This window comes from Bradyrhizobium sp. IC4060 (assembly GCF_020193715.1).
Lineage (GTDB): Bacteria > Pseudomonadota > Alphaproteobacteria > Rhizobiales > Xanthobacteraceae > Bradyrhizobium > Bradyrhizobium yuanmingense.
The window spans coordinates 128,255-142,330 of record NZ_JADYVJ010000004.1 but is presented as its reverse complement, the minus strand read 5'-3'; the positions used below and the strand labels follow the sequence as shown (position 1 = coordinate 142,330).

Below are 14,076 nucleotides of genomic sequence, written 5' to 3'. Positions count from 1 at the left end.
CGCAACAAGATGGCGCTATAGCATACTGGCGGTCGCGCGCAACATAGCAGCGGTGCGAAAGCTAACAAATGCCCGGGAATGCAGCAGTTTTTGACGCGCCATCTAAGTGTTGCCGGCCGCGTTCAGGCGCGCTCTTACGAACGCCTCGAGATTGCCGCCCTGGAACAAATGGCCGGGAAGTCCGGCAGCCTGCGCGGCCTCGAGGTCGCTCGGCTTGTCGCCGATCACCATGCTGCGCGCCATGTCGATGGGGAAACGCTGCGCCAGGTCGGCGATCATGCCCGGCGCCGGCTTGCGACGGTCGCTGACGCGGCAATAGCGGGCCACGGTTCCCTCGGGATGATCGGGGCAATATTCGAAGGCGTCGATATGCGCGCCGACGAGTGCCATCTGGTCCGCCATCCAGCGGTGCAGAGTGACGACGTGATGCTCCTCGTAATAGCCGCGCGCGACGCCGGATTGATTGGTGATGACGAAGGCGAAATGGCCGGCGTCGTTGACGACCTTCACGGCCTCGCGTGCCCCGTCGATCCATTCGAGCTTGTGCGTCTCGAATGTGTAGCCGGAATCATGGTTGAGCACGCCGTCACGGTCGAAGAACACGGCGGGACGCCGCAGCTTCTCGCGCAGCTCGCGGTCGGCGCGCGCGAAATCGTCGGGGATGCCGATGTCGATGAAATAGCCGCGATAGGCGGTGCCGCGCAGCTCGCCGCGCGCGGCAAGGCCGGGAAACACGTCCTGTTCGAGGGAGGCGGGAAGCTTCGCGATATCGGCGAGAACGGACTTGTTGACGACGTAGATCCCGGCATTGACCGGCCCCGTGGCGCCCGCACCCGGGGCGATGAAATCGCGCACCACGCTGCCCTCGAGCGCGACGCGCCCGTAGCGGTCCCCGACGACGCCGTCGCGCAATGCCATGTGAATCCGACCGTCCCGCGCACGCGCGATCAGATCAAGCAGGTTGAAGTCGAACAGCGAGTCGCCGTTGAGCAGCAGGAAACGGTCGTGCAGCAGATCGCGCGCGTTCACGAGCGCGCCGCCGGTACCGAGCGGCTCGGTTTCGCGCGACACGACGATCTTTGCCCGGCCCCGCGCCGCTCCGGCGTAGTGGCTCTCGACGATGTCGGCCTTGTGGCCGGCAAGCAACAGGATCTCATCGAAGGCCTGATAGCGGGCGAGTTCATCGATCAGCGTGTCGAGAAACGGCCGGCCGCCGATCTCGAGCATCGGCTTCGGCACGGATTTGGTGCGTTCGCCAAGGCGGGTGCCGAGCCCACCGACGAGGATGACGGCTTGTCTCAGCATGATTTGTCCCTCCGATGGCATGAGTGATGCAACACGACGCGCATCAGAGGGGCGATCAGGCTGCAAGTATCTGCAAGCCGCTGATCTCCTTCGGCCGGCTGCAGAGTCGTGCGTACGACCGATTTTGCACCTGTTGCGATCATTTCGTTCACGGTGTCCAGACTGGAGAACAGATGGGCGGCCGGCGCGCCGTTGGTCGCCCGGACGATGCCGATCGTATACGGGTCCGAGAGGATGTAGGTTCTGGCGGAGCCAACTGTGCCGAGCTGGATCAGGAAGAACAGCAAGGTCAGGACAAATGTGATCGTCCACATCGCGAGATCTCTTGGATGGGGCCCGTCGCAGCAGCCGAGAATTGGCGATCTTCAATTTCCTTTCGGCAGGTCAGTCGGGCGGCCAACGATCAGGGAGCCTAGCGTGAACAGATCCTCCGGAGAGAAATTTCGAAAGCGCGGTGCCAACCGTTCCAGGATCTGCTGCTCAGGTGGCCGGCGGTCTGGTTGGTCGCTGAGAAGTTCAAACCCGGCCTCTCTGAACAGCTGCAGATATTCGCTATGGCGCAAACGATTGACGTATTGGAAGCGAGACTGGAAGGGCGCCCAATCCTCGTCGGAATAGGTCAGGAAATTGAATGAGCTGATGGACGGATCGAAGCCTTTGAAGTGGTCGCCGTAGTCGATTTGCATGAGGATAAGCCCGTCAGGGCGCATGATGCGTCGCAACTCCTTCAGGATCGCCGCGATGTCGCTCTTGGGAATGTGCTCGAGCGTTTCGACCGAGACCGCGCAGTCGATCGAACCGGCTGGCAGGCCTGTCGTTCGCGCATCGGCCGGTGCGCGGTAGTCGATGTGCCAGTAACGTTCGAGGTCCTCTACGGACTTCAAGTCGGGGTGGTCGGTCCCGCTCAGTCGAGAAATCACGGCTGCGTTGGCGCGGATCAGTTCCAGCTTGGCCAAGCGCTCGATGTCGACGGTGATGAAACGTCGCGCCCCATGTGCACTGAAGGCGAGAGGAATGATCAGATCCCGCCCGGCGCCGAACTCGTAAAAAGTCGAATCCCGTAACGGTCGGATGCTGTACCTGTCGTGGACGCCCAGCAGCCGCTGCGCAAGCGTATAGATGGACCTGACCTGTCGTTCGGGGCGCGGCAGCCGTCGTGTGACGTAGCGCTGCAGGGCGTAATGCAGGTCTTCGCCCCAGGGAATGTTCGACAATACGGAGAACGCCCGCGCCTTTGTTTGCCAGCGCACGTCAGCATTTCCTCGCCGGAATGGCCACGATCGGAGTGATGCTGACGAGCGGTCGTTGAAGCACGGTGCAGGTCCAAGAAAGGCCGATGTTCTGCCTGTTTGAGGCAGATACCAACTCACATAGCTAGTTTCGGTCATACGGGAGCCGCAGCCCCAATGCAAGGACTGGAGCACAGAGATGGCGGCACTCGTTCCGGTAGCAAGAGCGCCCTCATGTCCAGCGGCCGCTTGGGCGACCAAGGCTTGAGCCTGACGAAAGTCGCGGGTCACCTTTGGTGGATCAGACGGCAGGACGGACCGAGGGCGGCCAGGGCCACAATGGTTCCTCGAGAATTTGGCAAAGGAGCCGATTAATCAACCATAGATTGCTTAGTATGATGTCGACCGGGCGCCCCATTCACGGTATGGAGCTTTCCGTTCATATTGTGTCCGGGACAAGAGTACATGCCCATGATCGAGCGTGCGCCCCAAGCTTCAGTTCGTCCGCAGCTTGCGAGGTGGTCCGATGTCGCTATCCGAACAGTACGGAAGCATTGGGTTCTTTCGCTCGCCATCGGAGCCATGTTGTTGGCTGCTCTCGGTTCCCTGGACGTCGGCCGAAAGGTGGAATCCTGGACCGCAAGCGCGACGATTGCACTTGGTACAATGCCCAGCCTTGACGGCCTTCTCGGCCGGTCTGCGATGACCGTCGAGCGCGTAGAGAGTGCCCGTGAGCTGGTGACACGGATCGGAGGGATTCAGTTCCAAGACAGTGTACTTGCCGATGCTCGCAAGGCACTTCACGACCGCCGGGGGGCGTTCGCCGGAGCTTCGTTGCGCGGGATCGTCATAGACGATTCCATCATCCGTCTGGAGGCAAGTTCCGCCTCGAAGGAGGAGGCGCTGATCCTGCTTCAACAGGCCGTTGCCGCAATCCAGGCCGTTCATCAGAAATTGCTTGAACCCAGAATGGAATTGTTGCGTTCCGTGCGCGACAGCCTTCAAGATGCAAAGGTGCGCCTGAGCGATTCGCTCAAGAAGGGCGACATATACGTTACGCCGGCTCGGCCGGATGGCACGGCCTTGATGTCGAGCCCCGGGGGCTCAGTTGATGGAATTCTCAACGTCGAAACGCGCATTGCGTTACTGACCTATAGCGAGCGCACCGTGAGGATGACAGGCCTGCAGGATGGATCATCTCCTGTGATGGAAGGCCCCAGGGAGGTCAATCTCGTGCAAAGAGCCATTCTGGCGGGCTTGGGCATCGTCCTTTTCATTGGCCTTTTGACTTTCCTTCTGAAGCGATCGGTCCGCGTCGGGTAGAGCTGGCCATGACCCTTTTGGCTGGTGTCTCGATACTGCTCTTCATCGTTTGGTTGTTGCGCTTCAGATCGACAATTTTCCTGTGCCTCGCCTTTCTTTTGTTTACCTTCGTGTGGCGGACGATCTCCTCGTTCTACATCGATCTCTCGGGGCCAATCCTTTCGTCCCAGCTTCAGATGTTCATTGGTCCCGGCGTCATGACTGTGTTCCAGTCGATCGCCTATTTTCTGACGCTTCTTCCTTTCCTCTGGGTCTTCAATGCGCAGGCGCTGGATGATTGGGCTCGGTCGGCTCCAGTTCCCGAGCCGCATCCGAGCCAATCTCAACTGACTCTGTCGGACGTCACATTCTACGTGTCGGTCCTTTTCTTGATCCTGCTTTTCGGCGCTCTGATCCAGGGGGGCGTCATTCCACTGTTCGCCAAGATCGAGCGTTGGACCTTCAACGAGCAGGCCAATTTTTTTCATCGCTTTGTGATCGAGCGAGGCGACATGGTCTGCTTCTGGTGGGGGACCATGTTCGTCGCTGAGTGGTTGCGACGGCGGCGATACGATTATCGCTTTCTGGTTTTGCTGGCTGCAATGATCTTCTACATGTTTCTCGTAGGTGGGCGCTTCTCGCCCTTCTACCGATATTGTGGATTCTTTATCATACCGTTCTCGGCGGCTTTGCTCGTTCAGGCGCGAGGCTTTGCAGGCGGACGTTCGTTAAGCTTGCTGCCTCGGATCGCCGATCGCCGCATCGTGCTGGCGGGCACCGGCATCATAGCGGCGACGGTCGCGATGATTGCATTCGCGCTCTACTGGAATCTGACCAGGGTCAGAGGATACGAAGGAGAGGCCGCGCGGGGCGCTTTCGTGGAGCGCGCTCTCGTGCAGCCGTCAGAGATAGGATGGGCGTCCTATCAGCGTGTTCTGGTCAACGGAGATTGGGATGCACGCCGTGCCTTCGATGCCCTGTTCGGGCGTCCCATCGTTGCGGGACGAAACACGACACCGCAGTTCCTGATGTCCGAAACGATCGGTGAGCCACGGACGACGGAGCACATCACGGGCGGGTTTCAATTCGCAGGTGGATTTCCTGAAATCTTTTTCGAGCTGTTTGGTCCCTATTTGAGCTGGTTCTTTCTGCTGGGAGCCGGCTGGCTCACGGCGCTCATTTCCGCGATCATGATCCGCTCAATCGTTGCCGGGCGATATCTGACGGCAATGCTGTCGTTCTATGTGCTGTATGGCTTCTACGTCATGTACATCGGGGGCATGCTGAACTTTGCGGCGACGCCGACATATTGGATCAAAATTGCCGCGCTGTTCGCCGCGATCATTCTGGAGGAGCGTTGGCAGATGTTGGGCCGTCCCGTTCTCCCGTGGGTGCTCGCCGACAAAACTCGCTTGTTTCGCCGCTCTGCGGTTTCCAAAGTTTAGGAGCTACGTCCGGCGAGCAGCGCAGAGCGGTGTCGCTCTCGTCGTGAGCGGCGCGCCGCGGCTACCACACGCTTCGACCGCCATCCATCACCAGGTTCTGCCCGGTCATGTAGCTCGAGGCATCCGAGCACAGGAACTGCACCGCGGCGCGGTACTCGTCGACCTCGGCCATGCGGCCCATCGGGATCAGGCGCGTCAGTCGCTCGACGAAGGCCGGATCCTGGTTGTTGAAGACCCCGCCCGGCGAGATCGCGTTGACGCGGACGCCGTGATCGGCCCAGTACGTCGCCAGATATTTCGTCAGCCCGATCAAGCCGTGCTTGATCACGGAGTAGGTCACCGGCTTCACCGGCTGCTCCTCCTCGCGCGTCACCTGCGGTTGGCGATAGAGCCGCTGGTCCGGCGCGATCACGCCGAGATCGGAGGCGATGTTGAGGATCACACCGCGGCCCCGCGATGCCATCGCGCCGCCGAACACCTGCGCGCACAGCATCGCGCCGGTGAGGCCCACGGCGATCTCGGTCTGCCATTGCGGCACCGGAAACGCCTCGAAGCGGGAGGAATGCATCACGCCGGGTGCGGAGGTCACCTTAGGATCGATGGCCGCATTGTTGACGAGGATGTCGACGGAGACGCCGCGGCCGGAAAGCTGCTCGTGCGCAGCGCGCACCGAATCGAGTGTGGTGACGTCGATCGCAAGCGCGATCAGGTCGGAGGACGGCGCATTCTGCTTGAGCGCGGCAACGGCGGCTTCGGCCTGCGCAAGCCCGACGTCGGTCACGACGACGCGCGCCCCCGCCTCGGAGAGCGCGGCGACATGCTGCCGGCCGAGCAGGCCGCCTGCACCGGTCACGAGAGCGGTACGGCCGGTCAGGTCATAGCGTGAGGACGGGCTTGCCATCGGGAGCTCCTGTTCAGCCGCGCAATTGGCCGCCGTCGGCGACCATCACGCTGCCGGTAATGAACGCCGCGCGCGGCGAGGCGAGGAATGCGACGAGGTCGGCGACCTCTTCCGGCTTGCCGAGCCGGCGCAGCGCCACCTCGCGCACAAGCATGTCCTCGACCGCGGCCCTGTTCTCGGCGAGCTTGCGTGCCCAGGTGCCGTCGGCGGCGAGGATGTTGCCGGGCGCGACCGCATTGATGCGGATGCCCTCGAGCGCCAGCGGGCGTGCCAGCCCGCGCACGGTGGCGTTCAGCGCCGCCTTCGCGGCATAGTAGGTGACGGGTGCGCCCAGCGCCGCCATGCCGGCGATCGAGGAGATACAGACGATCGACCGGTCGCCGCTGCCGCGCGCCATCAGCGGCCGTGCGGCCTCGATCATGTTGGTCGTGGCGAAGAAATTGAGATCCATCACCCGCGACCATTCCGCCGCATTTTCCTGCCCCGGCGGCACGGAAGCGCCGCTGCCGACGTTGCAAACGAGAATGTCGAGGCGTCCCCACTGCCGTTCGACCTCGTTCAGCAGCCCCGCTGCGGCAGCCGGATCGGTGACATCGGCCACGTGAACCGACGTGCTGCCGCCGACCGTAGCCCGCGCGGCATCGAGCGCATCTGCGCCGCGCGCCGCGAGCGCGACTCTGGCGCCTTCTGCGGCGAGCGTCGTCGCGATCGCGAGCCCGATGCCGCGGCTGGCGCCGGTGACGAGCGCGACGCGATCATCCAGCTCGAGCCTCATCGCGCGGCATCCTCGATCCAGCGAACCGTCATGTCGCGATATGTCGCCAGCGCGCCGGCGTGATCGCCGTCGCCGGCCCGCGCGGTTTGCAGGATGTATTGTCCCCTATAGCCGGAGCGCTCGATCAGCCGGATCGTCTTCGCGAGATCAGCGTTGCCGGTGCCGAGCGGCACGGTGGTGCCGCCGCGCACGCGGTCCTTGACATGGACGTTGAGAATGCGGGGCGCGTAGGCCTCGATCTCCTCGGCGCTGTCGTAGCCCAGCGAGGCGCTGTTGCCGCTGTCGTAGTTGATGCCGAAGACCTCCGCCGGAAACGCCCCCATGAAGCGGGCGAGGTCGCGCGGCGGCAGATCGGACTCGAAGACGATCTTGACGTTCTGTCTTATGAGCTGCTCGCGGCGGGCGATCAGAACCCGCTTGAGCGTGTCGCTCTCGCTCTCGCGCTCGATCTTGCCGTTGTCGACCAGCGGGACCACGATGAACGCGATGCCGATGCGGCTGCAGGCGGCAATCAGGAGATCGAGATCGTTGACGAGGGCATCGCGCACGACCGCATCGACCTTCCAGAACGGCGCTTGCATGAAGCAATCGCCGGTCAGGCTCGGGATGCGCACGCCATTTTCGCGTGCCAGCGTCAGAATCTCCTGTTGTCCCAACTCGGTCATCAGCGGGTTCTCGCGCAGCCGCTCCTGGTCGATGGTCCATTCCATCCGCGTCAGGCCGAGCGCCTTGGCGCGGGGAAATTCCTCGCGCCATTCGTTCCACGGGAACGCCTGGATCTTGCCGTCGACCAGGGCCGACAGGCGTCCCTGCATGAAGCCGATGCGTTCGAGCGTTGCGGTCACGATGTGCTATCCGAACTGATGGCGAGGCCCTTGGCGATCCAGCCGCCGTCGACAAAGATCTCCTGGCCGGTCACATAGGCGGAGGCTTCCGACGCGAGAAAGACGGCGGCACCCACCATGTCGGCGGGGTGCCCCCAGCGGCCGAGCATGGTGTGGCGGCGCCGATCCTCGTGCATGACGGGGTCGGCATAGCTCTTCGCGGTCATCTCGGTCGCGACGTAGCCCGGCGCAAGTGCGTTGACGCGGATGCCGTCCGGTGCGTAGTCGGCGGCGAGTGCGCGCGTCAGCCCGGCAAGCCCCGCCTTTGCCGCGACGTAGCCGGGATTGCCGGGGAAGCCGCGCACAGAATTGATGCTGGTGACGTTGACGATCGCCGCCGAGCCCGCGTTCTTCAGGAGCGGATAGGCGGCGAGGATGGTGGCGTAGACGCCGGTGAGATCGGTTGCGACCGTGGCGCGGAAGCGCGCGAGCTCGCTTTCGCCGCCTTCGGCCGGAAGACTGATGCCTGCGGCGTTCACGAGTGCGTCGATGCGATTGCCTTTTGCCGCAATGGCGCGGAATGCGCCTTCGATCGCGCCGTCATCGGAGAGGTCGCAGGCCATGGCGGTGACGCCCTGCGGCGCGGTTCCGGACCGGCTGAGGCCGAACACGGTGGCTCCGGCATCCTTGAGGCCGCTCGCGATCGCCGCGCCAATGCCGCGCGAGGCGCCGGTGACAACCGCGATCTTGCCTGCGAGCGAGAAGGCGCTGAGATCAGGCATAGCCGTAACTGCGCATGATGGCGGCGCAAAGCTTGACGTCCTCGGGGCGGTCGATCTGGAACATCTTGTGACGATCCATGACGTGGAAGCCGATCTTGCCGCCGAGACGATTGTTCTGCTCGCGCAGGAGGGATGGGATCAGGACGTAGAACGAGCCGTTCTCGAGGTAGCGCTTCTCGATCTGCTGGCGCATGCGGCGGTTGCGATAGTCGTAATTGATCGGCTCCGGGCCGTTCGCGCCGATCCGCCAGTTGAAGTAGTCCTCGACCTCGCAGACCGACAGCAGGCTGTCGAGATGGTCGCGATCGAAGGTCTCAAGTGCGTTCTCGATGTCGCCGGGCTCGCGGATCGGCGATGTGGCCTGAAGCGCGACCACGCGCTCGAACCGGCCCAGTCGCGCCTCGGTCGCATCGAGGGCATGCAGCCAGGCGGATTCGGAGGAGGCGAGGTCGCCCGAAATGTCGTCCGGGCGCCGCACGCCGACCGCGCCGGCGGTCTCGCCCGCGGCGAGGATCGCCTCGCTGTCCGACGAGACGGCTACCACGTCGACGCCGCGCGCCGCGCGGGCCTGTTCGACCGTCCAGGCGATCAGGGGCTTGCCGCAGAGATCGAGCAGGTTCTTGTGCGGGATGCCCTTGGAGCCGCCGCGCGCGGCGATCACGGCCAGCGTCTTGCGCGCCATCAGATGTGTCCCTCCAGACGCTCGAGCGCGGTCCAGAAGCCTTCGCCCATGTTCTTGTGACCCTGCCATATTTCGGGAATGAACGATGCCGTCGGTGCATGCTTGCGCAACACCTGTCCGATCTCGTCGAAATCGATCTCGCCTTCGCCGATCTGAAGACCTTCGCCGTCGAGGCCCTTGGCGTCGCCGAAATGCAGATGCGCGGTGTGCGGCCCGAGCTGGGCGAGGCCCTGCGCGAAGTCGAAGCCGAAATGATTGGCGGCGAGCTTGGTGTGGGAGATATCGACGCACATGCGCAAATCATGCTTGGCGCAGAACGCGGCCGATTCCTCCGGGAAGATGAAGATGTTCTGGTGGCGCTGGCCGCCGAAATGCCAGGGAAACGGCGCCATGGTCTGCGGCGTCAGCTCGACACCCTCCATGTCGAGCTCGGTCAAGCTCTGCGCAAAGATGCGGTAGCGCTCGGCTTTCTCCTCCGGCGGCAGCGGCTCGTCCATGGTGAAGCCGCCGATATTGGCGACGATGGGCGGACGCTTGGTCTTGGGGAAGAATTTCTTCAGGCCGCGGGTGATGTCGATCACCGCCTGGGTCTGCTCCAGCGAGTAGCGCCGCAGCGCCTCGTCGGGCGTTGCGAGGTCCATCAGCTTGGAGCCGGCAAACAGCTCCGGCGCATGCACCACGAAACCGAGATCATAGGTGCCCGACAGATAGGCCGCCGGATCGCGCTCCATGTCGCTGTAGCTGAGATGGAATTCGATGATGTCGGGCTCGCAGATTTCCAAGAAGCGTTCGGTATCGTGATAGCGTACCGGCACGCCCCAGGGGCGGTCGAAGCGGTAGCGCCGCGCCTTCGCGGCGCCTTCATTGAGGTCGCTCTGGAAGAAATAGTCGTCGGCCGCCATCGTTCGCGTCAGCTTGCGGCCGAGCAGCGCCGGCATCTTCAGCGGCGACAGGCCCTGTCCCGGGCTCTTCACGGCGATGTCGCTTTCGGAGATCACGGTGCCGGCCGACAGGTCGCGCGCGGCCACCAGGCTCTTGGCGAGGTTTTCGCGGTTGATCAGCTCACCCTGGCTCAGCGCGCGCTCGGCGAGCTTCTCGCCGCGGGCCGCTTCCACCTCGCGAATGCCGGAGACGAGTGCCTTGAATTCCTCCGGCTCAAGACTTGCGGCATGGTCCGGACCTTCCATCTCGCGATCGAGCGTGATGTGGCGTTCGATGACGACGGCGCCGAGCGCGACGGCGGCCGTCGAAACGGCAATGCCGCGCTCGTGGCCGGAATAGCCGACGACCGGATGGATCTCGCGCAGCGTTTCCATGAAACGCAAATGAATGTTGTGGAGCGCGGCCGGGTAGGTGCTCTGGCAATGCAGCAGCACGTAGCTGGCATTCCGGTCGTCGAGGAACTTCGCCGCGGCCTTGATCTCGTCCGTCGTGCTCATGCCGGTCGAGACGATCAACGTCTTGCCGGTGGCGGTGAGGCGGGCGAGCAGCGGCAGATTGGTGAGGTCGGCGGACGCGACCTTGTAGGCCTCCACGCCGAAGCCTTCGAGCACGGCGACGCTCTTGGCGTCCCAGGGCGTGCAGAGGTACTCGATGCCCTTGGCTGCGCAATATTCGGCGATCTTCTTCTGCTGTGCGGTCGGCAGCTCGAAGCGGCGCAGAAGATCGAGCGTATATTCGACGGCGAGGTCGTCGTCTTTCCCGGACAGGCTCGAGGCGCGATAGACCTCGTCGAGCTTGCGCATCTGGAATTTGGCGCAATCAGCTCCGGCGGCGACCGCGGCATCGACCAGCGCAATGGCGCGGTCGAAGTCGCCATTATGGTTGTTGCCGATCTCGGCGATGACGTAGCAGGGTTCGCCATCGCCCAGAAGACGGTTGCCGATGCGGACCGGAGCAGGCTGTTTGGGCGATGTCATCAACATTCTCGTCTCATATGCGTCATGCTAGCTGGGCGGGAACACGGGACTTCCACGTCCGCAGCCCGTTCTCCTCGAACATGATGCGCGAACAGCTGTGCCCCTGCTGTTCCAGCGCCGCGATCAGCTGATAGCGCTCGAACGGGCGGACGAAGAACATGAAGTAACCGCCGCCGCCCGCGCCAAGCAACTTGCCGCCGACCGCGCCATGCTGCTTGGCAAAATCATAGATCGCGTCGATCGCGTCCGACGAGATCTTGGAGCTCAGCTTCCGCTTGGCGTGCCAGGCCTCGTCGATCAGCCGGCCGCATTCCAGCAGTTGACCGCGCAGCAGATGCCGCCTGATGTCGCGCGTCACTTCCTTCTGCTTGGCAGCTGCGGCCACCGCGTCGCTGGTCTCGTGCTGAGCCTTCTGGTCGCGATGAATGGCGCCGGAATCGCGCCCCGAGCCGACGTAGCAGAGCACCAGGCTCTCCTCGAGCTCGGCGATGATGTTGGGATCGAGGCGAAGCGGCACGATGGTGTTCTGGTCGGAGAAGAATTCCATGTGATTGAATCCGCCGAACACGGTGGCGTACTGATCCTGCCAGCCGCCGGGGATGTTGAGCATCAGCCGCTCGGCCTGGAAGGCCATCTCCGCGATCTCGTGGCGGTCCCACTGGTCGCTGCGAAATTCGTTGAAGCAGCCGATGATCGCCGACGAAACCACCGCGGAGCCGCCGAGGCCGGAACCGACCGGGAAGTCGGCGGACACTTCGAGCTCGAAGCCGTAAGTCGGCTTGATCAGGCGCACGACCGACTTGATCAGTGCGAGATCTCCGCCCGTTCCGAGCTCGGTGAGATTGTCGGCCTCGACCGTGCGGCGGAAGTCGTGCGAGTAGATCCGGATGCCGGGATCGCTCCGGCGCCGCAGCGTCGCGTGAGCGTACATCTTGATCGTGGCGCTGATGACCGCGCCGCCGTCATTCGCCACGAAGTAGTGCGTCAGGTCGGTGCCGCCGCCGGAGAAGCTGATCCGCACCGGCGAGCGGGCGCGCGCGAACACCTCGCTCTCTTCCGACAGGTTGAACAGTTCGCGGCTGAACACGTCGACCAGCCGTCCCTCGCCATCGAGGATCGGCACGACGTGGACGCGCTGGTCGAGCAGCTTGAGGATCTGCTCGCGTGGCCCGCCGGTCGGTGCCCAGACGAATTTGCGGTTGATGCACGACACAACCCGGTCCTGGATCGTGATACCGGTGAGCATGCGCCTGCGGATGTCGCCGTCCGTTACGGCGCCGACGATTCGCCCGCTCGCGTCTTGCGCGAACAGGATGCCGAGCATGTTCGCGTTCAGGCGCCGGAAGGCTTCCTCAATGGTCTCCGTCTCGGCGATCGTGACGAGGGTTCGGTCAAGCACGTTTTGGGGTCCAGAAAGGGCCGATTCCGGCCATATCGCAGCGTGGTCTGGTAATACGGGAGCAGCCCGGACGATGCAAGGTTCCTGCGCCCGGCGGCATCGCAGCCATGGCCCGAAGGTCGGGCTCTACGCTCGTCATCTTCGTCGCGCCGCAAGCTCGTTCCGCGCTCCCGCATTCGCGGAGGGATATGTTCAGCCCCGGCAATGACCTGCTGTCGAAATCGAGCTGAGGTTAGCGCTCGTCCACGATGATCTTGCCGTCATTCGGCAGCGTGCCGGGACCGACCAGCTCGACGGCTCCTCCGAGCTTCGTTATCGCGCGCAAGCTGGCCGCGATGTCGTCGCGTAGCGAGTCGCTAGCGGGCGCAGCTTCCGCTCTCAACGTCATGGCGTCGGTCTCGCCTTGGCGCGTGACGATGAGGCGAAGTCTTCCGAGCCCCGCGTGGCGCTTGCCGATCTCGGCGATCTGCTCGGGACGGACGAACATGCCCTTGATCTTGGTGGTCTGGTCGGCGCGGCCCATCCAGCCCTTGATGCGCATGTTGGTGCGCCCGCACGGGCTCGTGCCGGGCAGGGCCGCGGTGAGGTCGCCGAGCGCGAGCCGGATCCAGGGATGGTGCGGGTCGAGCGAAGTCACGACAATCTCGCCGACGTCACCTGGTGCGACCGGATCGCCAGTGCCGGGCTTGACGATCTCCAGGATCAGGTCCTCGTTCACGACCATGCCTTCGCGGGCCTCGGTCTCGAAGGCGATGAGGCCGAGATCGGCGGTACCGAAGGCCTGGTAGGCATCGATGCCGCGCCCCTTGATCTCGGCCTGGAGCGAGGGCGGAAACGCTGCGCCCGAGACCAGCGCGCGCTTGATCGAGGAAATGTCACGCCCCGAGCTTGCGGCGGCATCGAGCAGGATCTTCAAGAAGTCCGGCGTGCCGCTGTAGCCGACCGGCCGGTAGGCCTCGATCAGCTCGAACTGCTGCTCTGTGTTGCCGGGGCCGGCGGGGATCACCGCGCACCCTAGCGCCCGCGCCGACGCATCGAAGATGAATCCCCCGGGGGTGAGATGGTAGCTGAAGGTATTGAGGACGATGTCGTCGGGGCGGAACCCGGCTGCGAACAGCGCCCTTGCGCCGCGCCAGGGATCGGCTTGTCGCCCTTCCGGCTCGAAGATTGGACCGGGGGAGGTGAACAGGCGGGCGAACGAGCCAGGCGCCGCCGCCACGAAGCCTCCGAAGGGCGCGGAGGCCTTGTGCAGGGCGGGCAGTTCCGACTTACGCAACACCGGCAAATCCGCCAGAGCCGCCCTGGAGGTCACGGCGGCGGGATCGAAGCCTTTCAGCCGCTCGGCATAGGCCGGGGCGGCCATCGCGGCTCGCAGCACCTCCGGGAGGCGGGCGAACAGGTCGGCCTCGCGCGCGGCTTGCTCACGCGTCTCGCGGGCGTCGTAATGGGCGGTCATGGCTGTTCTTTCCGTGTTGGCATCCGTTGCGCGCCGCCACTGGCATGGCTATCAGAC

The 14,076-nt window shown here is 63.9% G+C and carries 13 protein-coding genes; 2 read left to right on the top strand and 11 right to left on the bottom strand.

The window, feature by feature from the left end; translation table 11 throughout:
* Window positions 1-102: 102 nt before the first annotated feature.
* The 3 genes from I6F16_RS16645 to I6F16_RS16635 are packed head-to-tail and all read right to left on the bottom strand — an operon-like array spanning window position 103 to window position 2,555.
* Window positions 103-1,305, bottom strand: coding sequence for an HAD-IIIA family hydrolase (locus I6F16_RS16645; protein ID WP_225111914.1), 1,203 nt, complete (start codon window positions 1,303-1,305; stop codon window positions 103-105).
* Window positions 1,299-1,619: a hypothetical protein gene (locus I6F16_RS16640; protein ID WP_036029851.1), complete on the bottom strand. Its 321-nt coding sequence runs from the start codon at window positions 1,617-1,619 to the stop codon at window positions 1,299-1,301. Before I6F16_RS16640 ends, I6F16_RS16645 begins: the two co-directional genes overlap by 7 nt.
* A 51-nt stretch (window positions 1,620-1,670) precedes the next feature.
* Window positions 1,671-2,555: a class I SAM-dependent methyltransferase gene (locus I6F16_RS16635; RefSeq protein WP_057028706.1), complete on the bottom strand. Its 885-nt coding sequence runs from the start codon at window positions 2,553-2,555 to the stop codon at window positions 1,671-1,673.
* 444 nt (window positions 2,556-2,999) lie between these two features.
* On the opposite strand from I6F16_RS16635, the gene I6F16_RS16630 reads away from it, so the two are divergent.
* On the top strand, window positions 3,000-3,857 hold the full coding sequence (locus tag I6F16_RS16630) for a hypothetical protein (protein ID WP_157784013.1): 858 nt from the start codon (window positions 3,000-3,002) through the stop codon (window positions 3,855-3,857).
* 8 nt (window positions 3,858-3,865) lie between these two features.
* Window positions 3,866-5,281 (top strand): DUF6418 domain-containing protein, encoded by a 1,416-nt coding sequence (locus I6F16_RS16625; protein WP_225111913.1) that lies wholly within the window; start codon window positions 3,866-3,868, stop codon window positions 5,279-5,281.
* A gap of 61 nt (window positions 5,282-5,342) precedes the next feature.
* Here I6F16_RS16625 and I6F16_RS16620 read toward each other — a convergent pair whose 3' ends face one another.
* The 8 genes from I6F16_RS16620 to I6F16_RS16585 form a co-directional block, all read right to left on the bottom strand.
* Window positions 5,343-6,182, bottom strand: a complete 840-nt coding sequence (locus I6F16_RS16620) for an SDR family oxidoreductase (protein WP_225111912.1) — start codon at window positions 6,180-6,182, stop codon at window positions 5,343-5,345.
* A gap of 13 nt (window positions 6,183-6,195) precedes the next feature.
* Window positions 6,196-6,957, bottom strand: a complete 762-nt coding sequence (locus I6F16_RS16615) for an SDR family NAD(P)-dependent oxidoreductase (protein WP_036029860.1) — start codon at window positions 6,955-6,957, stop codon at window positions 6,196-6,198.
* Window positions 6,954-7,802, bottom strand: a complete 849-nt coding sequence (locus I6F16_RS16610; RefSeq protein WP_225111911.1) for a TIM barrel protein — start codon at window positions 7,800-7,802, stop codon at window positions 6,954-6,956. The genes I6F16_RS16615 and I6F16_RS16610 overlap by 4 nt, the downstream gene beginning before the upstream one ends.
* On the bottom strand, window positions 7,799-8,563 hold the full coding sequence (locus I6F16_RS16605) for an SDR family oxidoreductase (RefSeq protein WP_225111910.1): 765 nt from the start codon (window positions 8,561-8,563) through the stop codon (window positions 7,799-7,801). Before I6F16_RS16605 ends, I6F16_RS16610 begins: the two co-directional genes overlap by 4 nt.
* Window positions 8,556-9,245: an acylneuraminate cytidylyltransferase family protein gene (locus I6F16_RS16600; RefSeq protein WP_225111909.1), complete on the bottom strand. Its 690-nt coding sequence runs from the start codon at window positions 9,243-9,245 to the stop codon at window positions 8,556-8,558. Before I6F16_RS16600 ends, I6F16_RS16605 begins: the two co-directional genes overlap by 8 nt.
* Window positions 9,245-11,164, bottom strand: coding sequence for an N-acetylneuraminate synthase family protein (locus I6F16_RS16595; RefSeq protein ID WP_225111908.1), 1,920 nt, complete (start codon window positions 11,162-11,164; stop codon window positions 9,245-9,247). The genes I6F16_RS16600 and I6F16_RS16595 overlap by 1 nt, the downstream gene beginning before the upstream one ends.
* Before the next feature lie 22 nt (window positions 11,165-11,186).
* A complete protein-coding gene (locus I6F16_RS16590; protein ID WP_051056915.1) occupies window positions 11,187-12,563 on the bottom strand; it encodes a CBS domain-containing protein in 1,377 nt (458 codons plus the stop codon).
* 232 nt (window positions 12,564-12,795) lie between these two features.
* Window positions 12,796-14,019 (bottom strand): AMP-binding protein, encoded by a 1,224-nt coding sequence (locus I6F16_RS16585; protein WP_225111907.1) that lies wholly within the window; start codon window positions 14,017-14,019, stop codon window positions 12,796-12,798.
* Window positions 14,020-14,076 lie beyond the last annotated feature (57 nt).

Excerpts from the sequence above, each read along its gene's own strand:
- I6F16_RS16615 (WP_036029860.1), bottom strand. The coding sequence starts at position 6,957 with ATGAGGCTCGAGCTGGATGATCGCGTCGCGCTCGTCACCGGCGCCAGC.
- I6F16_RS16585 (WP_225111907.1), bottom strand. The coding sequence starts at position 14,019 with ATGACCGCCCATTACGACGCCCGCGAGACGCGTGAGCAAGCCGCGCGC.
- I6F16_RS16645 (WP_225111914.1), bottom strand. The coding sequence starts at position 1,305 with ATGCTGAGACAAGCCGTCATCCTCGTCGGTGGGCTCGGCACCCGCCTT.
- I6F16_RS16625 (WP_225111913.1), top strand. The coding sequence starts at position 3,866 with ATGACCCTTTTGGCTGGTGTCTCGATACTGCTCTTCATCGTTTGGTTG.
- I6F16_RS16640 (WP_036029851.1), bottom strand. The coding sequence starts at position 1,619 with ATGTGGACGATCACATTTGTCCTGACCTTGCTGTTCTTCCTGATCCAG.
- I6F16_RS16630 (WP_157784013.1), top strand. The coding sequence starts at position 3,000 with ATGCCCATGATCGAGCGTGCGCCCCAAGCTTCAGTTCGTCCGCAGCTT.
- I6F16_RS16605 (WP_225111910.1), bottom strand. The coding sequence starts at position 8,563 with ATGCCTGATCTCAGCGCCTTCTCGCTCGCAGGCAAGATCGCGGTTGTC.
- I6F16_RS16600 (WP_225111909.1), bottom strand. The coding sequence starts at position 9,245 with ATGGCGCGCAAGACGCTGGCCGTGATCGCCGCGCGCGGCGGCTCCAAG.
- I6F16_RS16620 (WP_225111912.1), bottom strand. The coding sequence starts at position 6,182 with ATGGCAAGCCCGTCCTCACGCTATGACCTGACCGGCCGTACCGCTCTC.
- I6F16_RS16595 (WP_225111908.1), bottom strand. The coding sequence starts at position 11,164 with ATGACATCGCCCAAACAGCCTGCTCCGGTCCGCATCGGCAACCGTCTT.